General features: G+C 43.9%; 20 protein-coding genes. 14 read left to right on the forward strand and 6 right to left on the reverse strand.

Going from position 1 to position 23,220, the window contains the following annotated elements; all coding sequences use genetic code 11:
* The first annotated feature begins 8 nt into the window (after positions 1 to 8).
* From V6668_RS14935 to V6668_RS14945, 3 genes are all read left to right on the forward strand, one after another.
* Positions 9 to 1,454, forward strand: coding sequence for an amino acid ABC transporter substrate-binding protein/permease (locus tag V6668_RS14935; protein WP_338708819.1), 1,446 nt, complete (start codon positions 9 to 11; stop codon positions 1,452 to 1,454).
* On the forward strand, positions 1,447 to 2,175 hold the full coding sequence (locus V6668_RS14940; protein WP_036615952.1) for an amino acid ABC transporter ATP-binding protein: 729 nt from the start codon (positions 1,447 to 1,449) through the stop codon (positions 2,173 to 2,175). Before V6668_RS14935 ends, V6668_RS14940 begins: the two co-directional genes overlap by 8 nt.
* A gap of 121 nt (positions 2,176 to 2,296) precedes the next feature.
* On the forward strand, positions 2,297 to 2,653 hold the full coding sequence (locus V6668_RS14945) for a hypothetical protein (protein ID WP_338708820.1): 357 nt from the start codon (positions 2,297 to 2,299) through the stop codon (positions 2,651 to 2,653).
* A gap of 58 nt (positions 2,654 to 2,711) precedes the next feature.
* Here V6668_RS14945 and V6668_RS14950 read toward each other — a convergent pair whose 3' ends face one another.
* The 4 genes from V6668_RS14950 to V6668_RS14965 form a co-directional block, all read right to left on the reverse strand.
* Positions 2,712 to 3,992: a glycoside hydrolase family 27 protein gene (locus V6668_RS14950; RefSeq protein WP_338708821.1), complete on the reverse strand. Its 1,281-nt coding sequence runs from the start codon at positions 3,990 to 3,992 to the stop codon at positions 2,712 to 2,714.
* A 108-nt stretch (positions 3,993 to 4,100) separates the two neighbouring features.
* Positions 4,101 to 4,982, reverse strand: a complete 882-nt coding sequence (locus V6668_RS14955) for an AraC family transcriptional regulator (protein WP_338708822.1) — start codon at positions 4,980 to 4,982, stop codon at positions 4,101 to 4,103.
* A 34-nt stretch (positions 4,983 to 5,016) separates the two neighbouring features.
* Positions 5,017 to 5,817, reverse strand: a complete 801-nt coding sequence (locus tag V6668_RS14960; RefSeq protein WP_338708823.1) for a GNAT family N-acetyltransferase — start codon at positions 5,815 to 5,817, stop codon at positions 5,017 to 5,019.
* A 125-nt stretch (positions 5,818 to 5,942) separates the two neighbouring features.
* Positions 5,943 to 6,554, reverse strand: coding sequence for a TetR/AcrR family transcriptional regulator (locus tag V6668_RS14965; RefSeq protein WP_338708824.1), 612 nt, complete (start codon positions 6,552 to 6,554; stop codon positions 5,943 to 5,945).
* Between the two features lie 138 nt (positions 6,555 to 6,692).
* Between V6668_RS14965 and V6668_RS14970 the strand changes: the two genes are divergently transcribed.
* The 5 genes from V6668_RS14970 (at position 6,693) to V6668_RS14990 (ending at position 11,172) form a co-directional block, all read left to right on the forward strand.
* On the forward strand, positions 6,693 to 7,454 hold the full coding sequence (locus V6668_RS14970) for an alpha/beta fold hydrolase (protein WP_338708825.1): 762 nt from the start codon (positions 6,693 to 6,695) through the stop codon (positions 7,452 to 7,454).
* 220 nt (positions 7,455 to 7,674) lie between these two features.
* Positions 7,675 to 8,148 (forward strand): IS200/IS605 family transposase, encoded by a 474-nt coding sequence (tnpA, locus tag V6668_RS14975; protein ID WP_338708826.1) that lies wholly within the window; start codon positions 7,675 to 7,677, stop codon positions 8,146 to 8,148.
* 329 nt (positions 8,149 to 8,477) lie between these two features.
* Positions 8,478 to 8,912: a ribonuclease domain-containing protein gene (locus V6668_RS14980; protein WP_338708827.1), complete on the forward strand. Its 435-nt coding sequence runs from the start codon at positions 8,478 to 8,480 to the stop codon at positions 8,910 to 8,912.
* 14 nt (positions 8,913 to 8,926) lie between these two features.
* The gene (locus tag V6668_RS14985) at positions 8,927 to 9,202 is read left to right on the forward strand and encodes a barstar family protein (protein WP_036615935.1); all 276 of its coding nucleotides are present in this window, start codon (positions 8,927 to 8,929) and stop codon (positions 9,200 to 9,202) included.
* Positions 9,203 to 9,477: 275 nt separating this feature from the next.
* Positions 9,478 to 11,172, forward strand: a complete 1,695-nt coding sequence (locus V6668_RS14990; protein WP_338708828.1) for an ABC transporter substrate-binding protein — start codon at positions 9,478 to 9,480, stop codon at positions 11,170 to 11,172.
* Between the two features lie 121 nt (positions 11,173 to 11,293).
* On the opposite strand, the gene V6668_RS14995 is transcribed toward V6668_RS14990, so the two are convergent.
* A complete protein-coding gene (locus V6668_RS14995) occupies positions 11,294 to 12,163 on the reverse strand; it encodes an AraC family transcriptional regulator (RefSeq protein ID WP_307412814.1) in 870 nt (289 codons plus the stop codon).
* Between the two features lie 163 nt (positions 12,164 to 12,326).
* On the opposite strand from V6668_RS14995, the gene V6668_RS15000 reads away from it, so the two are divergent.
* From V6668_RS15000 to V6668_RS15020, 5 genes are all read left to right on the forward strand, one after another.
* A complete protein-coding gene (locus V6668_RS15000; protein ID WP_338708829.1) occupies positions 12,327 to 13,844 on the forward strand; it encodes a glycoside hydrolase family 43 protein in 1,518 nt (505 codons plus the stop codon).
* 7 nt (positions 13,845 to 13,851) lie between these two features.
* The gene (locus V6668_RS15005) at positions 13,852 to 15,402 is read left to right on the forward strand and encodes a glycoside hydrolase 43 family protein (protein ID WP_338708830.1); all 1,551 of its coding nucleotides are present in this window, start codon (positions 13,852 to 13,854) and stop codon (positions 15,400 to 15,402) included.
* 124 nt (positions 15,403 to 15,526) lie between these two features.
* On the forward strand, positions 15,527 to 17,212 hold the full coding sequence (locus V6668_RS15010; RefSeq protein ID WP_338708831.1) for an extracellular solute-binding protein: 1,686 nt from the start codon (positions 15,527 to 15,529) through the stop codon (positions 17,210 to 17,212).
* A 48-nt stretch (positions 17,213 to 17,260) separates the two neighbouring features.
* The gene (locus V6668_RS15015; RefSeq protein WP_422395282.1) at positions 17,261 to 19,027 is read left to right on the forward strand and encodes a sensor histidine kinase; all 1,767 of its coding nucleotides are present in this window, start codon (positions 17,261 to 17,263) and stop codon (positions 19,025 to 19,027) included.
* Positions 19,012 to 20,637, forward strand: coding sequence for a response regulator (locus tag V6668_RS15020; RefSeq protein ID WP_127548518.1), 1,626 nt, complete (start codon positions 19,012 to 19,014; stop codon positions 20,635 to 20,637). The genes V6668_RS15015 and V6668_RS15020 overlap by 16 nt, the downstream gene beginning before the upstream one ends.
* 124 nt (positions 20,638 to 20,761) lie before the next feature.
* Here V6668_RS15020 and V6668_RS15025 read toward each other — a convergent pair whose 3' ends face one another.
* Complete coding sequence (locus tag V6668_RS15025; protein WP_047842955.1) at positions 20,762 to 21,529, reverse strand: helix-turn-helix domain-containing protein; 768 nt, start codon at positions 21,527 to 21,529, stop codon at positions 20,762 to 20,764.
* Between the two features lie 274 nt (positions 21,530 to 21,803).
* Here V6668_RS15025 and V6668_RS15030 point away from each other — a divergent pair, with 274 nt between their 5' ends.
* A complete protein-coding gene (locus V6668_RS15030; RefSeq protein ID WP_076317898.1) occupies positions 21,804 to 23,159 on the forward strand; it encodes an extracellular solute-binding protein in 1,356 nt (451 codons plus the stop codon).
* Positions 23,160 to 23,220: the final 61 nt, after the last annotated feature.

Here is a 23,220-nt window from a genome sequence, read left to right on the forward strand (position 1 = left end):
GAGGACACATGAAAACAACGAAGATCTCATTTTTTATACTTTCACTGATGCTGCTCCTGGTGAGCGGTCTATCAGGATGGGTAGGGAACGCTGCCGCAGCGTCCGATTCCGGTAAAACCTATGTTATCGGAACTGATGTCACATTTGCTCCATTCGAATATGAAGATGAGAATGGTGATTTTGTTGGTATCGACATGGATTTGCTGGATGCCATCGCCAAAGATCAAAATTTCAAGTATCAAATCAAATCCCTGGGATTTAACGCAGCTGTACAGGCACTTGAGGCGAATCAAGTCGATGGTGTGATCGCAGGGATGAGTATTACGGATGAGCGAAAAGCGAAATTTGATTTTTCAGAGCCATATTATGATTCAGGCGTTGTTATGGGGATTAGTTCCAATAATGATACCATTAAAAGTTACGAAGATCTTCGTGGTAAAAAGGTCGCTGTAAAAACGGGAACAGAAGGGTACAGCTTTGCTGAGTCCATCGCCTCAAAATATGGCTTTACCGTTGTCCCATTCGATGAATCATATCAAATGTATGATGATGTAAAGACCGGTAACTCGGTGGCCTGTTTTGAAGATGAACCCGTTCTAAGATATGGGGTAAAGCAGAATAATGGTTTGAAAATCGTTACCGCCAAAGAAGACGGAGCTTCCTACGGATTTGCGGTAAGTAAGGGTAAAAATCAGGAACTTCTGGAGATGTTTAATGCTGGTCTTGTGAATATCAAAGCAAACGGTGAGTACAAGCGCATTATCGAAGAATATGTTGGAGAGAATTCCCAAGTCGCAAATCTGGGGCGTTGGGAGTTAATACAGAAATCTCTTCCTGCACTTTTTAAAGGTCTGGGAAAAACACTTTTATACACGATTGTATCCCTGTTATTTGCGTTTATCATCGGTCTGATTTTCGGATTCATGAAGGTGGGACAGAACAAATTCCTTCGTGGTGTTGCCACTGTATTTGTAGATATCTTCCGCGGTATTCCGCTGATTGTCCTGGCATTCTTTATCTATTTCGGGATTCCACAGGCGATGGGCTTCACGATGCCATTGTTCCTGGCGGCTATTCTGACACTTAGTCTGAATGCAGGGGCGTACGTAACCGAGATTATCCGAGGCGGGATTCAATCGATTGATCGTGGTCAGATGGAGGCAGCTCGTTCATTGGGACTTCCTTATCGCAAAGCGATGATAAAGATTGTCATTCCGCAGGCAGTGCGGGTTATGATTCCTTCCTTCATTAACCAGATGGTTATCACGTTGAAGGATACGTCAATCTTGTCCGTTATTGGTCTCGTAGAGTTGACACAATCGGGTAAAATCGTTATTGCAAGAACGTTCTCCTCTTTTGACATATGGTTAACGGTTGCGGTTATGTACCTGATTGTCATTATCACATTGACCAAAATTGCTGATTATCTGGAGGTGAAGGTTCGTCGTGGCTAAAATAAAAGTTGAAGGTTTGAAAAAAAGTTTCGGCTCGAATCAGGTCCTCAAGGGAATTGATGTGGCGGTCAACGAAGGAGAAGTTGTCTGTGTCATCGGGCCTTCCGGTTCGGGAAAAAGTACCTTCTTGCGCTGCATTAACCAATTAGATGTGATTACGGCAGGCCGGGTTATCGTGGATGATCAGGACCTGAATGACCCTAAAACCAACCTGAACAAAGCTCGCGAAAATATTGGCATGGTATTTCAACATTTTAACTTGTTCCCTCATTTTAGTGTGCTTAAAAACATCATGTTTGCGCCCAGAGAACTCGGGATATTAAATGCACAGCAGGCTCGTGATACAGCACTCAAATTACTTGAGCGTGTGGGTCTGTCTGATAAAGCAGAGAGTTTCCCAACACAACTGTCAGGTGGACAAAAACAACGTGTAGCTATCGCTCGTGCGCTTGCTATGAATCCGGATGTTATGTTATTTGATGAACCGACGTCGGCGCTTGACCCTGAGATGGTAGGAGAAGTCCTCGGTGTTATGAAGGACCTCGCGAGCGAAGGCATGACGATGATGATTGTTACCCATGAGATGGGTTTTGCCCGTGAAGTAGCTGATCGTGTGATCTTCATGGACGGTGGTTATATTGTCGAGCAGGGCACTCCTGAAGAGATATTTGGAAATCCGAAGAATGAACGGACGATCAGCTTTTTGGAAAAGGTACTCTAGCACTGAATCGAGAATGAATACATTGAAAGTCGCTATTTTAGCGGCTTTTTTTGTTATATTTATGAGGTGATTTAATAGAAAGACCGAACAAACTAAGCCAAGAAAGTGAGGTCTATACTCTATGGAAAACGTGTCACAAGAAGATCAACTGCAATCCATTAAAGCCTTTCAATCAACCATCCGCAAATCGGAAAATGCCTTAGTGAATATGACTGAGAAAAGGAATAACACAACATTGTTACAGAAACGTCTCCAAGCTTTATACATCGGCCTAGCACTGTTGGAAAAGGTATGGAATCAGAAATCTCATCCCTACACGGAGGAAGATATCGCAGAAGCTCGTCTTGTCTTGATGGGATTGTTCCCATCTCTAGAGGGCATGTATGCCAATTCCAAAGAAGGTAGCCCACAAAAGACTCTTCTAGAAAGAAGGATTAAAGCATTTCATCTGGCCGTTCAAGCCATGGATACATACTGATGAAATGAGAGAGAGGTCTGTCTAATGAACGACAGACCTCTCTTTTTCTTTTGCAAGCTTAGGAAAACCGATAGAGACGCACACCGTGCGCAGGTACAGTAGTAACTAAGGAATTCTCCGTAAATTCGGCTGCTTCTCGGCTCCACAATTCGGTACCTTCGGTAATGCTGGACAGTCCCACCTCATCAATGGACAGATCCACAGGTAGAGCATTCTCACCGATGTTGAACACAGCGACGTAAGAGGAACCATCCGTATGCTGGGCAGTCCACACAATAAGATCTTCTTTACGTAAGGCTTCTCTGGCTCCGTAACTCTCGCGATGCATTCGCAGAACCTCACGATTAGTTAGCAGGGATAGTGTCCAGTCATCGTTATCTCGCAGTTCACCACCAAAGATGAGCGGGGAACGGAAGATGCTCCACAGTGACATCATCGTCAACTGCTCGTCAGGTGTGAACCGAGTCCAGCGATCTGCTCCACCACCGTCTACAGAACGGATACCGATATGACCCAAAGGCAACATATCACAGTCTGGCCAGCAGTCTGCTTTGGGAACGCCTTGCCACGTCCGGCAGCGGTCGAACATATCCAATAACAGTGGCCAGAGGTCCCAGAAGTCGTCCGTGACACGCCACATGTTGGCATGATCAGCCAAGAATTCTGAGTATTCCACCGGAGCAGGGCCAGGAGAGAGACTTAGTACCATGGGCCGACCGGATCGCTCAATCGCTTTGGATATCATTTCGATCTCAGGTTGATGGGTGTCATAGAGCCTTGAAGCAGCGATATCGTCAACCTTCACCAAGTCAACGCCCCATTGTGCATACAGTTCAAAAAGCGAATCGTAGTAGGCTTGTGCGCCTTCTTTTGAGCTATCAACACCATACATATCCGTATTCCAGGGACAGATGGAGTTCGGATGAGCAATATCGCGCGCAGTGGCGGTTGTTCCCAGGATCGGAGTCCCAGCATGTGCAGCTTGACGTGGGATACCGCGCATGATGTGAATGCCAAATTGCAGCCCCAGACTATGAACGTAGTCGGCTAATGGCTTGAATCCCTGTCCACCTGCAGCGGAGGGAAACCGATTCTCGGCAGGCATAAGCCGCGAATATTCATCCATGATGAGTGGAACGAACGGACGATATTGCGAAGAATTGGCCAAAGGCTCGTACCATTGAATGTCGACCGTAATATAGCTCCAGCCGAAGTCTTTAAGATGTTCTGCCATGTACTCGGCGTTGCCACGAATTTCGTCTTCCGTAACGGCTGCGCCGTAACAATCCCAGCTGTTCCAGCCAAGCGGTGGAGTTGATGCTGCAAGTGTATGATTCATGGGAATGCTCCTTTATGGATTAATTATTGCTCTCGCTCACTTCATCATAATAAAGGATTTTATTAATATCTACAGTAATGTTGAGTCTCGAATAGCAAAATATTGCGGTTAGTCGAAGAACAATTTACGGTACACAAGGCTTTCTCCGCCACTACGAAATTCACCTGGCGTAACGCCTGTTATGCTGCGAAAGGCTTTGATAAAATAACTTCCGCTGGAATACCCGACTTGCTCGGCGATGACTTCAATGCTAAGAGAAGTTCCGCGCAGCAGTTCCATTGCTTTCTCGGTACGTACACGGGTTAGATAAACACCTGGCGTCAAGCCCGTACTGGAGGAAAAGCGACGTATAAAGTGATATTTGGAAAGGGAAACATGCTCCGCTAGGTGATCGATACTGATCATCTTGGAGTAGTTGTTTTCTATGTATTCAACGGCTATTTGAATGTTTTCAGACCAATTCTCCCTGTTGTGCAATGTTGTTTTCTGTAATCGAGTCAATTCTGTCATGAACTGATATACGCTGGATGATGCGATCAGAGGATCAGTGATTCTGCCTGCCGCCGCATCAGTCACGATCATCCGCAACAGTCGGATGGGTGTACAATCAGCGGGAAGATAGGGAACTTCTCCCGCTTCACGAAGAAATTTTCTCCAATGGGGCAGAATAAGAGTGGGCCTGAACAGCAGGAACAGAAACTCCCAAGGTTCTTTTGATGCTGAATGGTAGTAATAGCGATGTGGCCCTGGAATTTCTGCCAAAAAAGCTTGTCCTGCGGTAACATGATGAATGCGATTATTCGACTCAAATACACCTTCACCCGAGACTGTATATTGGAATAACAGAAGAGGCCCGTCCGAACGTTCGAGTCCATCCCAATGATAAGAAGGATCGGTTATTGAATCACATCCAGCCGCATACAGTACACACAGTTGGAGCTCCTTGTCTTCCGCGAATCGAAACCCATAGGTTCCTCTAGGGATATTCATGTAAGCTCTCCTTGTTGCCCTGAATTTTGCACATTTATGCATTATACCAATACATTGGTTGCTCCTCGATCTTATCAAAACAAAGCTTGTTTGCCATATGTAATGATTCAATATTATCGGCGTGACAGCACCAGTTCGGTACTAATCCTTTGTTTATACACTCTTGAATGAACCGAACGCCGACAGCTGTAGCCAATCCCTGCATCTTATGTTCCTCAAGTGTGATGATATCGATCTCCGCATAACCACCACCTACATATGGGGAAGAGCAGACGCTAACAATTTCACTATCTCGAGTAATAAAATGCGCAATACCATTAGCAATAAAGTGCGGTACAGAGTCCCATACAATTGAATAGTAGGAGTAAAAATCCTTAATGTACTTCGTTGCAATGGATGGATTTAATTCTACGAGTTTAAAGTGTTTACCTAAAGTGAGAGTATCTCCTTGGTATCTCTCGGTAAACTTCATCTTATTGAACGAAAAATATGTGCGTTTGATTTTCTTTGCGTTCGGTAATTCATAGTTATCAAGTAAATCGATCCAATCTTCCGAAAATAGTGCCAGTGCATAAAAATCTATTATATGATTCTTTTTGTTTATTAAAAATCGAATGACGTCATCATTAAATTTTGGATTGCTAGCCGTCCCCAGTAGACAGTAAAAACCACCACAGCTTGTGATCAGGGCTGAGGTTATGTTGTGCTTGTTGTTTACGTATACAGTTCCTTGTTGTTTTTGCTCAAGTACGGAATACACAAATACAGCTTTATTCTTGATCTCTATGAGAAGAGGAAGTATCAAGTGAACCTCTTGCCATGTTAGAATTTCCAAAACTACACCTTCCTTTGCGCTTATCATGCTTATATAAGGTAGAATTTCTCGTCTCGAGCAGAATGGATAAAGCGATTGACCAATTAAAGATGTAAACTAACTACTAATACATAATCAGTTCAGTTTTACTGCGCTCCGCGAATGAAAATATTTACTAGCTTCTGGCCCAATGAAAGATTGGAACCATATTTATGCAGGTTATCTTCCCGGTTACCCATTAACATCAATGTCGAGAAAGTCTCTGCGAGGAAAAATGGATCGTCCGTTCGCAGTCTGTTTTCATCCATTGCCCGTTGGAAATGGGAGGCTAACACTTCATGAATCTGATGCTCCGCGTTGCGTATATCCTGAATTTGAGCTGGTTCAAGAAAAGGCTCAGCTTCTCTGAGCATGGTTTCAATCTCCGCATGTGGATTTCCCAGTCTGGCCTCTGCCAGACGCACAAGCCCCGACTCCAGATTCTCGGCTTGATCAAGGATATGCGAGGTTAACCGGCTCACATTCTGTAACATCGTTGTAAAGGCAATCTTAAAAAGCTCGGGTTTGCTGGTGAAATGATAATAAATGGTTGGTTTTGACACGCTACATGTTTTGCCAATTTGCTGAAGCGTGACTGTTTCGTAGCCATACTCCATGAATAACTGTGAAGCGGTTTGAATAATGGTTTGCTGAATTGAGATATCATCGTTGCCATGTTTGGGTCTTCCAGGCAATCGTTTAGGTGATTTTTCTGTCATTAGACTTCCCTCCATGAATATTTTATGACAAATAACGATAGTAAGCAAAATCATCTTGTAATTATACTTACCGGTAAGTATAATTATGAAGAGTTAAATAAGACATATCATTATCCTCATACTAAGGTGGTTTTAAGGTTGAAAACAGCACAACGTACTAACAAATGGAAAAAAATAATCATGTGGACCATCTTGTCCATCGTTATCATCGTGGCCGGCGTTTACGTATATCTCAATTCGGTTACGTATAGTCCTTCTGAGCGAGCTGAAACGGCGATGACAAGTGATGCTCAGGTTAATGTCGCCAAGCTTAAGGACGGTTACCGATTTGAACCCGTGGGTACAGAGATAACCAAACCGAATATTATTTTTTATCCAGGTGGTCTGGTTGAACCTGAAAGTTATTCTCCACTTGCCAGAGAAATGGCAGAACAGGGTCACCGCGTATATATCGCGAACATGCCAATAAACTTGGCGATTTTCGGTCAAAACAAGGCTGATTCCTTTATCGAGGAACATCCTGACGAAGCGTTTGTTATTGGTGGCCATTCGTTGGGAGGGTCATTTGCAGCACGGTATGCTGCGGAGCACAAGGAGAAGTTGGAAGGCGTCTTTTTCTTGGCTTCTTATGCAGACGAAGGGGGTAGTTTGAAGAATACGGACTTGTCTATCTTACAGATTACAGGCTCGGACGACGGAGTACTTAACTGGGAAGAATGGGAGAACTCCAAAACAAATCTTCCGGAAAAAACGACATATGTGAGTATTGAGGGTGGAAATCACGGTCAATTTGGCTCATACGGCATGCAAAAAGGGGACAATCAGCCTGCTATTGCGGAAGAACAGCAGTTGGAAGAGGTTGTAGCAGCATTAGGGAACTGGATAGATAAATTAAAATAATATAATATAATAAATTAATGTGTTGAACGGTAATGATCCGTGGTACGATTAAAGTCGCTATTTTAGCGGCTTTTTTTGTTATGGCTTTAGCCAGTTGAGTGCGTGTAACGCGCGAAACAAAAAACCACCCGCTATGCGGGTGGAGGAATCGAGGGTTTGACCACTAAGACCATTCCGATAAAATTGAGATGTTCAGGCTCAAAGAAAGGAATGGTCTTAGATGGCAAACAAGAGCTATAGCCTAGCTCACACAAAGTGGATGTGCAAATACCACATTGTATTCACCCCGAAGTATAGACGGAAAGAAATCTATAATCAAGTGAGAAAAGACTTAATCGAAATTTTTAGACGTCTATGTAAGTACAAGGGAGTAGAAATTATAGAAGGTCATATGATGCCCGATCATGTTCATATGTTGGTAGCGATTCCACCGAAAATAGCTGTCTCCACGTTCATGGGATATCTAAAGGGAAAAAGTTCGCTAATGATATTCGAGAAGCATGCCCAGCTCAAGTATAAATACGGCAATCGAAAGTTTTGGGCAGAAGGGTACTATGTGAGTACAGTGGGTCTAAATGAAGCAACGGTAAGAAAATATATTCATGAACAAGAAGCACATGATCAAGCGTTAGATAAGCTGAGTGTAAAAGAATACGAAGATCCATTCAGCAGTAATCGGAGCAAAAAGAAGTAAAACCAGTTTAACTGGTGAGTGAAAGTGACAAACAACACTGAGCCTGAACAGCCCTGCTGTCAGGCTAGCGTCTTTAGGCGCAGTTTGGCAACAGGGGGTTATACCCCAAGAGCAAACCACCCGTTGGACGGGTGGTCCTGATTGTTGAAGGATACGAGTATGCCTCAATGGAGCAGGGTTAACTGCTTTTATGGATTGAATTTCAACTCCATAATAGGCTTATAGAATTGCTTTAATTACCACAAATCGTTAACATTAGAAGCATTGTCATCGAATTAGCACCAAAACGGGAGACAGCAAGAGCAAGAACATCAAAAGGAGAAAAGATTATGTTTTTCAGAAAATTTGCTTACATGTTAGTGATCATCCTCGCTGCATTATTGTTCTCGGGTTGTACATCAGAGTCTGTACTTGATCTTGGATCACCTCAAGTTTCGGAGGATATGGGATTTGATGAGGTTGCCGACTATATCTCGGAGCACAATGAACTCCCACCAAATTACATTACCAAGAAAGAGGCCAGAGAACTGGGCTGGGAACCAAGTGAAGGTAACCTGCGAGAAGTTGCTCCAGGCAAAAGCATTGGCGGCGACGTGTTCGGAAACCGGGAAGGACTACTTCCCAAGAAAAAAGGCCGCATATGGTACGAAGCCGATATAAATTACTCAGGAGGACGGCGCGGAAGCGACCGAATTCTATACTCGAATGACGGTCTAATCTACCAGACGACAGATCATTACAAGTCATTTGAACAGTTAAAATAAACGGAGGAAATGATATGAGCATCATTCAGATTAACGGAAACGACTTTCACAGCAAGGAAGAGCTTCATCAAATTTTGCAGAACCAGCTTGAGTTAGACGAGAGCTATGGAGGCAATTTGGACGCTCTATGGGATGTCTTGACTGGGGCTGTAAGCATGCCGATTACTTTTCAATGGATTGGGTTCGAGAAAAGTAAAGAAATTCTTGGAGATTACGCTGATCAAGTCATGGAATTGTTGCGGGAAGTTGAAGCAGAAATCCAAGGATTTACGTTGGAGTTATATTATTGAAAAGCTGGTTTGGCTTTATGAGGCGATGGGCAACCATCGCTTTTTTGGTCTTCACATTTTTACTGAGACTTATGTCTAGATCATGCTATTTTCATGGCTTAATAATCAAGGTTGGGGTGATTAGACTTCCTTATACTTTAAACATGGAATAGGGTAGGCAGGGTTGTAGTCGTTTACTAACGGTTGAATATGTAAGCGTGTACTATTTCAAAGTGAACCATCGTAATGTCTGGATTGGTTATTACGACTAACATCATTTAGGGGGCAGAAAAATAATGAGAGCCGTATCAAAAGTGCTAGGAGCATGTCTCGTAACAAGTGTTGTGTTAGTTTCCGCCGGTTGCGGAAATGCTGGAGAGAATTCCGAATCAAATACGAGTGACACCAACAGCCCGATCACATTTACCTTCTTCGGCGCAGATGCAAGTCCCAACTGGAACAAAATGCAGGATGCGGTAGGGAAGAAAATTACGGAAGAAACCGGTGTAAGCATTGATGCTGAATTCGATATTTCGAGCGGAGGCGGAAACGACCGTATTTCTTTGATGGCTGCAAGCGGTGATTATCCGGATTTGATTTTCCCCAAAGGGAACTTGACCAGACTCGTTGATGCCGGGGCAATGATTGATCTGACGGATCTGATCGAAGAACACGCCCCCAACTTGAAAAAGATCTACGGTGAGCACTTCAATCGGTTGAAATACAGCAATGACGATCCTTCAATCTATTGGATTCCAACGAATGGTGCGATCGATCAGGTCAGCTTTGATGCGACGAATGGTACCGCCATTCAACATCGTGTAGTCAAGGAACTTGGGTATCCTGAGATCAAAACCTTAAACGATTTCGAAAAAGTGCTACGTGAATATTACGAGAAACATCCGACCACAGATGATGGCCAACCCACAATTCCGCTGACGCTTAGTGCAGATGGATGGCGGCGAATGATCACTGTTACTGATCCCGCTGTCATGTCTACTGGAGGACCTGGAGATGGTGAATATTTCATCAATCCGGACACCTACGAAGCCGTTCTGCATTACAAACGTCCCGAGGAGAAGGAATATTTCCGGTGGTTGAACAAGATGTACAATGAAGGCTTGCTGGACAAGGACAGTTTTGTTCAGAAGGATGACCAGTATAAGTCCAAAATCGCCAGTGGTCGCGTGTTATCCTTGCTTGATCCAAGCTGGGGATTCAGTGATGCGGAAAATGCTTTGAAAAGTGCAGGAAAAGACGATATGACCTACGGTTTCTATCCGGTCACGCTAGATGACAGTTTTCAGCGGAAAGACTTCCAAAATATCGGCTTTGATGGTTATGGCATTGGCATAACAGTCGATTGTGAAGATCCTGTCCGTGCCATCAAATTTTTGGATTGGATGTCTTCTGAAGAAGGCCAAGTATTGAGAAACTGGGGCGTTGAAGGTGAGCAATATAACGTGGAAGACGGTGTTCGCACCATTCCAGCCGATGTACAGGAACGTAAAAACAAAGACAATAACACATTCACCAAAGAAACTGGAGTAGGCTTGTATTACATTTTTGGTGCTCACTACGGGGATGGCGTCAAAGATTCAACGGATAACTACTATACAACGAATTATCCTGAACAGATACAGCAAAGTTATTCTGATGAGGAAAAAGAAGCTTTGAAAGGTTATGGCATCACTACATGGAAGGACTTGTTCCCTTCCGAAGAGGAGTTTCCGGTGAAAGAGTGGGGCGCTGCTTATAATATGCCGATTCCTTCGGATAGCGGGGATTATAACGTTGTGTACCAGAAAACGCAGGATATTATTCAGAAACGGATCGCCGAAGCGATTACATCCTCTCCAAGTGCCTTTGAAGGCATATATGACAATATGATTACCGAACTTGATAATGCAGGTGCAGTAGCCATGGAACAGCAGTATACGGAGTGGATTAAAGATCGCGTTCGATTGTGGACGGGTAAAGAGATCAATTAACTTGCGGATATAATCAAAGTAATGCACTGTTTGCAGATCCGAAGTATATCAAGAACTAAAAGAACATCGAGCCATGCAGGATGGCTTGATGTTTTTTAGTTTACATTAAATGAGCTCATCATTATCTTGGCAGTGATTCCATTGCATCACGTCTTTGTTTGATATATCTACCGGGGGAGATGCCGACCATTTTGGTAAAACTGCGAATGAAATTGGCATAGTCACTAAAGCCCGATTGAAAGCATGCATCCGTAATACTCATTCCTTCTGACAGGTGGAATTTGGCCCGTTCAATACGACGACCCAAAATGTAGGAACGGATGGTCAATCCAGTATGCTTTTTGAACTGGCGGCTGATATAAGTACTGTTCATGTAGAACACTTCGGCAAGTTTGCGAAGTGTTATGTCTTGATTCAGATGTGTTTCAATATAATCCATGGTTTCACGAACCAGTTCAGGCATAATGTCATTGGGAACAAAGGAATTGTTATGAAACCAGACGTTAATCATGACCAACAATTGGGCTACGGCTGCATTTATTTTGATATCGGTGCCATAAGCATCGGAAGCAAGCAATCCTTCCAGTTCGTTTGTACATTGCAGCATCTGCTTCAAGTTATCGTCGTCTAGATGTACGATGTTGCCTGTTCCTTTGGGGCGATGGTCAAAACATGACGATAGATTGGTTGATGGTGTGGAAAGCTGAAATAGATATGTTTTTTTGAGATTGATTGTAATTCGTTCATACTCAGATTCATCCAGAATAAAGGCTCGGTGCATCTCCTCGGGTGACATCACAAGCAGATCACCAGGCTGTACATGGTAACATCGATTATCTACATAAAAGTGAACGTTTCCACGAAGAAACAGGTAGATTTCGTATGCATTATGGCGATGATAGATCGTTTCCAGCTTATACTTCGTTACGCTGTGCAGATATAAGAGCTCAGGCTGGATGGGATCATAAAAACACTCAGAGGATCCACTCATGAAGTACCTCCCGTCATTTCACGCAATAAATAGAGCGGTTAACGCAATGAAATTGTACTCAGCTTACCTTAAAATGTAATCATCCTATCATGATACCTTTTGTATTGCAAACGCTTTCTCGTAAAAAGACACAACTAAAAACGATTATAGGGGGATTCTTTTGATGAATCATCATTCTACACCACAAGCTGGTGAGCAAAAGCAAGACCAAGCTGCCAATCTGGAGCGTATTCCAGGGGAGATTGGAAAGCTTCGTCCCAACGGTAACCCTTTGGTGGCCCACAAATTTGGAGCCGATCCCTATGCTTTAGTATTTAACAATCGAGTCTACTTATATATGACTAGTGATAAGCTGGAATATGATAAGGACGGTCTTCCTCAGAAAAACAGCTACAGTTCAATCAACCGGATTACGGTCATTTCATCGGATGACTTAATCAACTGGACCGATCATGGAGAGATCAGAGTTGCTGGTCCTCAAGGCGCAGCAACATGGGCTTCGCAATCCTGGGCCCCGGCAGCTGCTCATCGAATCTTGGATGGCAAGGACTGTTTCTTTCTTTATTTCGCCAACAATGCCAGTGGAATAGGTGTACTGTCTGCACCAACACCTGTAGGTCCGTGGATAGACCCTATAGGAAAAGCACTTATTACAAGAGAGACTCCGGGAGTGGAGGAAGTAACCTGGCTATTCGATCCGGCTGTCATTGTAGATGATGATCATCAGGCCTACATCTATTTCGGTGGTGGTATTCCACAGGGGAAAGCAGAAAGACCGGATACCGCAAGAGTGATGCGATTGGGAGACGATATGATCAGCGTTGTTGGCAAAGCGAAGGTTATTCAGGCGCCTTATATGTTTGAAGATTCAGGGATACATAAATATAATAATAGTTACTACTTTACGTATTGTTCCAATTTTATTGAGGGTGATCGGCCAGATGACAGCCCACCACCTGGTGAGATTGCATATATGACCAGTGTTCAGCCAATGGGGCCATGGACATATCAGGGTACGCTACTCCAGAATCCAGGACACTTTTTTGATATTGGCGGCAACAATCACCATGCTATATTTCAACTATCGGATCAATGGTACATTGCCTATCATGCCCAGACATTATGCCAAGCCATGGATATTCCCGAAGGTTACCGTTCAACGCATCTGAATCGAGTCGAACATGATGAGGCCACGGGTAAGATCAAGAAGGTACATGCCGATTATCAGGGCGTAGATCAAATCAAATGCTTCGATCCTTATGGGCGGGTAAGCGGTTCAACGATTGGATGGAGTAGCGGAGTATCAACAGAGCAATATCTTGACTCTGGTGAGATGTCTGCATCAGATTCGAATATGATTTCCGCTAAACTGCAAAATGACAGCTGGATAGCTATATCGAAGGTGGACTTTGAAAGTGAAGGACCCACAACCTTCACAGCCACGATTGCGAATCAAGGAACCGAAGGTACGTTAGAACTTCGACTTGATCGTACAGACGGACTGTTAATTGGAGAAATCATTGTTCCACCTGCAACCGAATCTCTTCAATGGATGGAACTAACAACTAATGTTACGGGTGCGAAAGGTGTGCAAGACTTGTATATTAAGCTTAAAAGTTCAACAGACAGCCCAACCATCCTTTTAAGAGAATGGAAGTTTAATAGACAAAATGAGGTGTAATTAAAGCATGTATCCGAATCCGATTATTTGGGCCGATTACCCGGATCTTGATGTTATTCGTGTAGATGACACATATTATATGGTCAGTACAACCATGCATATGATGCCGGGATGTGTCATCCTGCGTTCATATGATCTGATCCATTGGGAAGTAGCCACATATGTATACGACACATTGGACGATACACCTGCACAACGGCTGGTGGATGGTCATCACGTTTATAGTAAAGGCATGTGGGCTGCATCACTCCGCTATCATCAAGGAATGTTCTATGTGATCTTTGTTGCGAATGATACCCGTAAGACATACTTGTATACGTCGACCTCCATCTCGGGAGTATGGAAGAAACAGATCGTGGAAGGGTTCTACCATGATTGCTCCTTATTTTTTGACGATGATGAACGAGCATATCTCGTGTACGGTAATACCGAGATCTATCTGACCGAATTAAGCTCTGATCTGTCCGGGCCCAGACCTGGTGGAGTGCATCGCTTGATTGTAAAAGACGAGCAGCCTCATCACCTTGGTTATGAAGGAGCACATTTTTACAAGATCAATGGTAAATATATTGTGTTCCTGATTCATATCACGAAAGCTTCCGGACGTAGAACACAGGCGTTTTATATGGCAGACTCTCTGGAAGATGTCTTCACTGGTGGAGAAGTATTTAATGACGATATGGATTATTTCAATTCAGGTGTTGCTCAGGGCGGTATCGTGGATACGCCGGATGGAGACTGGTATGCAATGCTGTTTCAGGATCATGGGGCTGTTGGCCGGGTTCCTGTTTTGGTTCCGCTACACTTTGATCAAGGTATACCGGTCTTTGCAAGCAAAGCGCCGAAGCAGATTGATATCCCGAGCACGAGACCAGAGCACCGTTATAACCCGTTAGTGGGTAGCGACAGTTTCAATTATGAACCCGAGGAAGATGGAAGCATCCGCCTCCGTGATTTTTGGCAATGGAATCATACACCTAATCATGAACTTTGGTCCGTGACAGAGAAATCGGGGGTGTATCGTGTTCGAACGGGACAGATCAGCCCAAATCTGACGTTTGCGGTCAACACACTAACCCAGCGTTCAATGGGGCCCGCTTGCGAAGCAATAGTTACGCTTGACGGCAGTCGGCTGAATGATGGGGATTATGCCGGGTTGTGCTTTCTGATCGGTTCGTACGGTATGATCGCTCTTACGAAGCAGGATAGCAAGTTTTACTTGGTCATGCATGCCAGAGATAGTGAGGATTCCACCATATTTGGCAATCTGATCGACCAGAAGCCAGCCACTGAACATGAACGTATCCCGGTATCAGATCCAGTAGTTAAACTAAAAGCATTCGGAAATTTTGAGAACAATCTGGATGAGTGCTCGTTTGCCTATTTCGATGGGGGTGAATGGAAAGATATAGGGATTGTCCACAAAATGATATATAAACTGGATCATTTTATGGGTTGTCGAACGGGGTTGTTTGTATATTCAACTGAAATAGCTGGAGGAACAGCTGACTTTTCGAATTTTGAATATCGTATGATTAATCCTGATGAGAAACAATAAAGATACGAAAAGCCGCCCAATGGCGGCTTTTCGTATTCAATGAGTACAAGTTGTTGTACAATGATATGGATTAAAGTTGACAGAGAGAAGAGAGTTGTTCAAACCGAACTGGGGGCATGTCGTCATGTATAAGAGATGTCTGGACATAACAAGATGGACCTTCATTCTGTTCCTTGCTGTATCCATACCAGCAGGTCATACCGAAGGTAATACCAAACAACATCATCCGCAGAAAGATGGGCAGCAGATTCAACTTCCCGCTACGTTTGAGAGGTATTCTCCTCCCATCGTGGTCTCTTTTGTCAGGGAAACGGGAGATGACCTTGAGCGCATGATTAGTCAGTTACCTGGTGAGACGATACTGGATAATCGCTGGACTCGTTTGTACGAGAAAGAGCTAGGTATTCAAATTCACTATGACTGGACTGCTAAGGGAGATGTATACAATCAGAAGTTGGGTGTATCCCTTGCTGCAGGACGTTTTCCAGACGTGGTGAAAGTTAATCCATATCAACTTAGACAACTGAGCAACGCTGGAATGATCGAAGATTTAACGCATGTGTACCAAGAGTATGCTTCCCCACTTACAAAGAGTATATTGGAGGCGGAGGGAAGAGGCGCATTTGATGCGGCAACCATTGATGGCAAACTCATGGCTATTCCCGAATCATCTTCCTCCATTGAGACAGCGCAGTACCTGTGGATTAGAACCGATTGGTTGGAGCAACTGGGGCTACGGCCGCCTGAAACGATGGAAGAGCTTCTCCAGGTTTCGAAAGCGTTTACAGAGGAGGACCCCGACGGGAACGGAGAGCATGATACGTACGGACTTGCGCTAACGAACCATCTATGGGATCCAGTTATGGGAGCTGCAGGGTTCATGTCCGGCTACGGTGCCTACCCTAATATATGGGTTAAAGATGCAGAAGGAAACCTCACTTATGGAGGTATACAGCCTGAAGTTCGGGAGGCTCTGAAAGTACTGCAAACGTTGTATCGTGAAGGCCAACTTGATCCGGATTTTGGTTATAAAAGTGGAAACAAGGCGTTTCGTCTAGTTCAAGATGGAAAAATAGGGATGCTTTACGGCGAACAGTGGACATCCTTTATGCTTCAGAGCACCCGTGATAAAGATACAGATATAGATGTAGAATGGCAGGCATATCCCATTGTTGCCAAGTCGGACCGGAGCCTGTTCGTACCGCTACGTTCCAACACTGGGCAATACTTTGCTGTAAAAAAGGGATTCTCTAATCCGGAAGTTGTTGTAAAGCTCATGAATCTGCATCTGGACATCAACTGGGGGGATCAGGCACAGTATGAAACATACTACAATGACGACTCCCGAGCTGTGTGGATGCTTTCACCGGTAACTCCTTTTCCCGGTAATAAAAATATAGATGCATACAAACAAATTCGTGATGCCAGAAGTACAGGAGACTTCTCGGCTCTGCAGAATGAAGCTCTCGCCATTCACAAACGCATTGTGGCCTATGAATTGGAAGATGTAGAGAGCGGCTGGGGTTGGAAACAAACCTATGGGCCTTCGGGTGCTTTTAGCATTGCAGATTCTTACGAGAAGAACGGCCAACTTCTCTATGATCAATTCACGGGCGGAATTACGGATACAATGGTTGATCGACAAATTATTCTTCGGGATCTTCAGCTTGAAGCCTATATGAACATTATTCTAGGCAGGTCGATAGATGAGTTTGATCAATTCGTTGAGAACTGGCGCAAGCTGGGGGGAGATCAGATCACATCGGAGGTTAACGCGTGGTTTCGCGCCAGCAAGCCAAAGGAGCGCTAATGTTCACTTTATTCTTACAAGGAACCCACTCAGCCTTTGGCATTGGAGGTGAATGTATTGATCAAGATCCCTGCTAAATCATGGTTTAACAGTATATTTGCGCGATTAATAATCACTTATCTGGTATTTGTACTCCCCCTTATTCTTCTTGGCGTGTATCTGTATCATTGGAGTTATGACAATGCAAGTCAGGAAATATCGTTGTCAACGGAAAGACGGTTGAACCAATATGTGGTGGAATTGAACAGAGAGATAGAATGGATGGAATTACAGCAGTTTGATATCGTTGAGGATCGAAAACTCAATCGTCTGGCCATTCTCTGGGACATGATGGATCAGGTTGAGCGGCGTGATACATTAAATTACCTGACTGAACGACTCGCTTCATTCAAGAACAGCACTGCTTATATCAAAAACGTTCATGTACATATCCCTTCTGTTGGCAAGAGTATATCCGCGATCCAAGGCATCGATGATTTCGATAAAAGTTCTTACCTATATTTCAGTTCAGGCATGCAAGGAAAAGGTACACGTTTCACGGTGAAAGAGGACGCCTTGAACTTAAGTGCTGTCAGATTGACAGGCACGAGAGGAGAACCCCCGCTTTTTGTCATTCAAGTGGAGCTGGATACATACCATTTTCAGAATGAACTCACACGGCTTAATTTGTACCCGGAGAGTTCAACTTTTCTGATTGAGGACAAAACGGGGCATGCCATCACAGATAAACATCAAGCTAATGTTATTCTCGCGAATTACCGTGAGCACAGTGTAAAGGGTACACTTGATGGCTTTCGGATGAAGGTGGGGGACACCATGTACCATGTTAGTCAGTTGCATATGGACTCCCTGGGCTTATCCGTAGCTACATATCTCCCCGAGGCAATTGTTACCAAGCCACTTAGCAAGTTCTATCATTGGGCTTGGCTGTTTGCAATTACATCATTTGTTGCCATCACGGCGTATCTCTATTCAAGTTACAAGTTGATTCATATCCCGTTGCTGTTGTTGGTGAAAAGATTCAAAAAAATGGAGGGAGGCATGCTTGATGTCCCCATTGCGCATAACCGAAAGGATGAATTTGGCTTCCTCTACACCCGTTTCAATCTAATGATTGAAAATCTTCAATCCCTTATCGATCGAGATTTTAAGAAAACACTGATGATGCAGCGGGCCGAGTTGAAACAGCTCCAATCGCAGATTAATCCTCATTTTCTGTACAATAGCTTCTTTATTCTGAATTCACTGGCAAGGACAGGAGAAACCGAACGTATTGAGCAATTCACGAACATGCTTGGAGAGTATTTCAGGTTCATTACCCGGAATGAAACAGATCATGTGAAGTTGAAAGTGGAAGTTGAGCATTCACGAATCTATACAGAGATTCAACAATTACGATTCTCCAGACGAATCAAAGTTGATTTTGGGCCACTACCTGCTGAGATGGAACATATTAAAGTTCCCAGACTCATTATTCAACCTATTATTGAGAATGCCTACGAACACAGCCTTGAAAAGAATACGGACTCCGGTCTTCTAATTATTGGGTTTAATATGGAAGGTTCATATGCCGAGATCACCGTAGAGGATAATGGTAATGAGTTGGAAGAGCAACACATTCAAACTCTTCAACAACGCTTGCATAAGGACGGAGGTACAGACGAAATGACTGCGTTAATAAATATTCATCGACGTCTGGTCCTGACGTATGGAGAAGGAAGTGGGCTTTTTCTATCCAGAAGTGAACTACAAGGGTTAAAAGTCACAATTCGAATCCAGTGGAAAGAGGGGGAAAACGAATGTATCGACTTTTGATTGTAGATGACGAGGAGATTATTACGGATAGTCTCTATGAAACGTTCGCCAGACATATACCCGAACAGCTTGATGTATGTAAGGCCTACTCTGCAACAGAAGCATTGTCCTGGATGCAACGTTCGAGAATTGACATTGTTCTAACGGACATCCGTATGCCGGGTATGAGTGGGTTGGAACTGACAGAGCGGATTCAAGCCAGTTGGCCGAATTGTCGCGTCATTTTTCTGACAGGACATAGCGATTTTGATTATGCATATCAAGCTTTTCAGATGGCTAATGTGCGTTATTTGCTCAAAACGGAAGGTTATGACAAGGTGATGTCTGTTGTAGAAGATGTGATGGAAGAGATCCGGCAAAGTCACAGCATGGTTGAGTTGTTGGAACATTCTCATAAAGTTAATTCGCAGCTTGCACTGATACAGCAAAAAGAGTATTTACGGAAGTTACTTCAAGACTGTACAGCGGTTATAGATTCTACTATGCATATGCAGGACGAATTATCCAAACGAGATATAAGATTACAGATCAACTCGCCTGTTTATCTAATACTGGGTCGGTTCAATAATCTGCCAGAAAAAGGTTCGGACCTCACACAAGTTCAAGAATCTGTGCGCATTATCGGCTCTTCTCTGATGAATGAACGTACAGTGTGCGCAAGTGTAACGGACCATTATGGGGATACGATCTGGCTGCTTCAGCCGAAGCAGGAGGAAGAGATGACAAATGATAAACTTGTGCGATTTCTAGAAGGTACACTGGAACTGGTACAGGAAGCATGCATGGTCTCACTCGGCGTATCCATTGCTTTTTCATTAAGTAGTCGCAGTTGCAATTGGTCCGAGTTAACCAAACAATATGAACGTCTGAGATTACTCCAGTGGATGAAAATTGGGGATGGTGTATCCATGGTACTCACGGACCATCGTAATGATCTCTCATCTGATGTACCCAAAGAATCCATGCGGATCTCAAACCGGATCGAGATTATGTCAGGATATTTGGAAACGGGACGAATTCAGCCATTTTACGATATATTTGAGGAGCTTGCAGGAGAACTGATGCAACAGGATATTACGATGGAACGTGCCATGGAGACATACTACAATCTGGCCTTATTATTGCATTCAACGATCAATCGTTGGGGTCTTCAACAGAAGATCCCGGATCAAAGAAGCTTGCTGCACTTAGGGGAGTATACCTGCATGAAGGATGCAGTACAATTTCTATATCGTGCTGCTGATGAATTAGTCCGCTACAAAAGATCAAATGAACAGGAACGCGCTAACGTTGTCATTCATTCCTTATGCAGTTACGTCAAGGAGAACCTGGAGAAAGATCTCTCTCTGGTGAGACTGGCAGAACTCCATCATTTTAATCCATCCTATCTGTCGCGATTCTTTAAGCAGGAAATGGGAATAAACGTGTCAGAGTTCATTGACGACTGCCGAATACGGAAAGCCAAAGAATTGCTTCAGAACACAAATCTTATGGTGCGTGAGGTCGCACTTCAAGTGGGGTACGAGGCTGCCCATTCATTTACCCGACTTTTTAAGAAAATAACGGGAATGACTCCCCAAGAATACCGGGAATCCCTTTTGGTACGTTAACGGTGAATACTCTGGAATTGACCAAACCCAAACAACCACAAAAAAACGCAGGAAGTAGAATACATCCTGCGTTTTTTTGTGGTTATTATCTAATTGATAAACAAACCGATTCGGCGATTTACCTTTAGGCCGTGTGGATTTTTTGTCTTCTATAAGCATTGGGACTCGATCCGGCATACGCTTTGAACTTTTTATAGAACCAATCAATATCCTTATAACCTACCTCAATAGCAATCTCATATATTCGCAGATTCGTGGAAGACAACAACTGCTGTGCCTTTTCCATACGTTGCTGGAGCATATAATCATTGAAAGACATCTTCTCTTCCAGCTTAAACTTCTGTCCAAGGTACGCACAGTTAAAATGAAGCATGTCAGAGATCTTCTTCAGCGTGATTTCATCACTCAGATGATCCCGTACATAGGCCTTAACGATACGAATAACATGACTGGAGTGCATGGGTTTACCGTTCATTTGAACGGGTGTTTTGAAGAACGACGACGTTTTGTGTGCCGGGTCGGTTTCAAGGTGGGATCTAAGTCCATGCAGACTGTTAAGTAAAGAAGAAGGACTAACAGGATACGGGAGATAATCATTTACCTGATACGTCAGGGCTTTGCGTACGAACCTGAAGTGATCTCTTCCACCCATCAGGAGGATAGGTATCTGACTTTTTTTTCGAATGTCGTTGCATAACCAGAGCCCCGCGGTATCAAACCTCTCTGTATGTACCATAACAAGGGAAAAGTCTCGTTCTGACAATGCGGTCAAAGCCTCGGCCGATGAGAACACACAATTTGCGATAGTATATTGAGCTTTGCTCCGTAGCAACATCTGTTGCAACTCTCCGCACAAACGACGGCTGAAATCCACAAGTAAAATATCATACATGAAGCAATACCTCACCTTCTGCTGAATTGTAATGCGCTAGATTAACTGAAATTTGACTTAATTTCATTATGGTAATAAAAGAAAGCGCATACAATGTGCATATTTTTGTAGACAGTGCATTTCTTTACCAATTAAAACCTATAATGCACTTTGCTCGTGCAAAATTACGCAAATCTATATTCAGCCCGGGTAAACATCTGTATTTCGGCAGGTTGTTTGCGCTTTCATTTGAACGATACACTGTGATAGCAAACGACAATCAGGGGGGAAGACGATGAGAAAACACAAGTTCATGCTACTGAGCCTGGTATTTGCGGTCTTGTTGGTGATTGCTGCATGCAGTTCTGCACCTACCGCTCAACCCGAGCCGGAAAAGACAACACCACAGGAGGAACAAAAACCCGCGGAAACCGAGCCAAAGAATGAAAATTCCACGCCAGAAATGGACTTTGACATGGGCGGCAGAACCATCAAGGTTGTTGCTTGGTGGGACATGGAAATACAGGGGAACAACCCGGACAATATTCAACGCCTTGAGAATCTCGAAGCGCTGAAGAAAAAACACAACTTTAATATTGAATATGTTTCCATCGATTTTGGTGAATATCAGGAAAAAGTAGTTGCTTCCCTGATGGCCGGTGAACCGCTTGGCGATCTGGTGAGACTGGGCAAAAACTATGCCATTCCGGCATTGACCAAACAGGATCTGTTATGGCCGGTGGATGATTATATTAAAAACGACAAGGTATTTAATCAGAAAACAACCAAAGAATACATGCAGTATGAAGGCAAAGGTTACGGCTTTACCGAGGACCAGTCCTCGTTTATCAACGGAATTTTCTATAATCGCACACTCATGCAAGAGCTCGGCTTGAAGCCACTTCAGGAGTATGTGGATGCCGATGAATGGAACTGGGATACGTTCATCAGTGTTGCCAAGCAAGCGAACAAGGATAGAAACAATGATGGCAAGCTGGACACTTGGGGACTCGCTCAAACGGGCTTGCTGGAACCGATTCTGTATTCCAACGAGGCTTCTCTGACCAAAGAGGATAAGCAGAACCTGGAAGATCCAAAAACAAAAGAAGCGTTGAACTTCCTGTCCAAACTGGCTACCGAGAAGGTCGGCAGAGCTTCTGAGGGCGGCGATTGGACAGAGCCATCCACGTTCTTCCGTCAAGGCAACACCTTGATGTATTCAGGTGCCATGTACGAAGTCGAAGGTATTATGACGGATATGCAGGACTACGATATTGGTTTTGTACCGTTTCCAAAAGGTCCAAGTGCAACAGCATATCACTCCGGTGAGTCACGTTACCAAGCTATAACGATTCCAAAAGCGGTAGAGAATCCGGAACAACTGATGTACATCTGGGAGAAAATTAATGAGATCGAATCGATCTATGAGTATCCGGGACAATCCACACTGGAGACACATCTGACCGATGAAGCAGATATCAACAACGCCAGAGAGGTTGCGGAAGGTATGTTGGTTCTCGACCATAACACATTCCCGTCCTTGCCGTTCTGGGATTTTGACGGGGAACTCAAAGAAGGGGTATCCGTATCTACGCTGATCGAGAAATACAAGGCTCCTTTCCAGGCTGCGATTGATGAGGTTTACAAATAAGTATCACGTTACACGGGCAGAACGCACCAGTGAAGGTGCGGTCTGTCCGGGTTAGTCAATC

This window comes from Paenibacillus amylolyticus (assembly GCF_036894225.1).
GTDB lineage: Bacteria > Bacillota > Bacilli > Paenibacillales > Paenibacillaceae > Paenibacillus > Paenibacillus amylolyticus.

Coding starts and splice junctions, on each gene's coding strand:
- V6668_RS14995 (WP_307412814.1), bottom strand. CDS start 12,163: ATGAGTGGATCCTCTGAGTGTTTTTATGATCCCATCCAGCCTGAGCTC.
- V6668_RS15020 (WP_127548518.1), top strand. CDS start 19,012: ATGTATCGACTTTTGATTGTAGATGACGAGGAGATTATTACGGATAGT.
- V6668_RS14950 (WP_338708821.1), bottom strand. CDS start 3,992: ATGAATCATACACTTGCAGCATCAACTCCACCGCTTGGCTGGAACAGC.
- V6668_RS15005 (WP_338708830.1), top strand. CDS start 13,852: ATGTATCCGAATCCGATTATTTGGGCCGATTACCCGGATCTTGATGTT.
- V6668_RS14985 (WP_036615935.1), top strand. CDS start 8,927: ATGAGCATCATTCAGATTAACGGAAACGACTTTCACAGCAAGGAAGAG.
- V6668_RS15025 (WP_047842955.1), bottom strand. CDS start 21,529: ATGTATGATATTTTACTTGTGGATTTCAGCCGTCGTTTGTGCGGAGAG.
- V6668_RS15000 (WP_338708829.1), top strand. CDS start 12,327: ATGAATCATCATTCTACACCACAAGCTGGTGAGCAAAAGCAAGACCAA.
- tnpA (WP_338708826.1), top strand. CDS start 7,675: ATGGCAAACAAGAGCTATAGCCTAGCTCACACAAAGTGGATGTGCAAA.
- V6668_RS15030 (WP_076317898.1), top strand. CDS start 21,804: ATGAGAAAACACAAGTTCATGCTACTGAGCCTGGTATTTGCGGTCTTG.
- V6668_RS14980 (WP_338708827.1), top strand. CDS start 8,478: ATGTTTTTCAGAAAATTTGCTTACATGTTAGTGATCATCCTCGCTGCA.
- V6668_RS14945 (WP_338708820.1), top strand. CDS start 2,297: ATGGAAAACGTGTCACAAGAAGATCAACTGCAATCCATTAAAGCCTTT.
- V6668_RS14965 (WP_338708824.1), bottom strand. CDS start 6,554: ATGACAGAAAAATCACCTAAACGATTGCCTGGAAGACCCAAACATGGC.
- V6668_RS15010 (WP_338708831.1), top strand. CDS start 15,527: ATGTATAAGAGATGTCTGGACATAACAAGATGGACCTTCATTCTGTTC.
- V6668_RS14935 (WP_338708819.1), top strand. CDS start 9: ATGAAAACAACGAAGATCTCATTTTTTATACTTTCACTGATGCTGCTC.
- V6668_RS14955 (WP_338708822.1), bottom strand. CDS start 4,982: ATGAATATCCCTAGAGGAACCTATGGGTTTCGATTCGCGGAAGACAAG.
- V6668_RS14990 (WP_338708828.1), top strand. CDS start 9,478: ATGAGAGCCGTATCAAAAGTGCTAGGAGCATGTCTCGTAACAAGTGTT.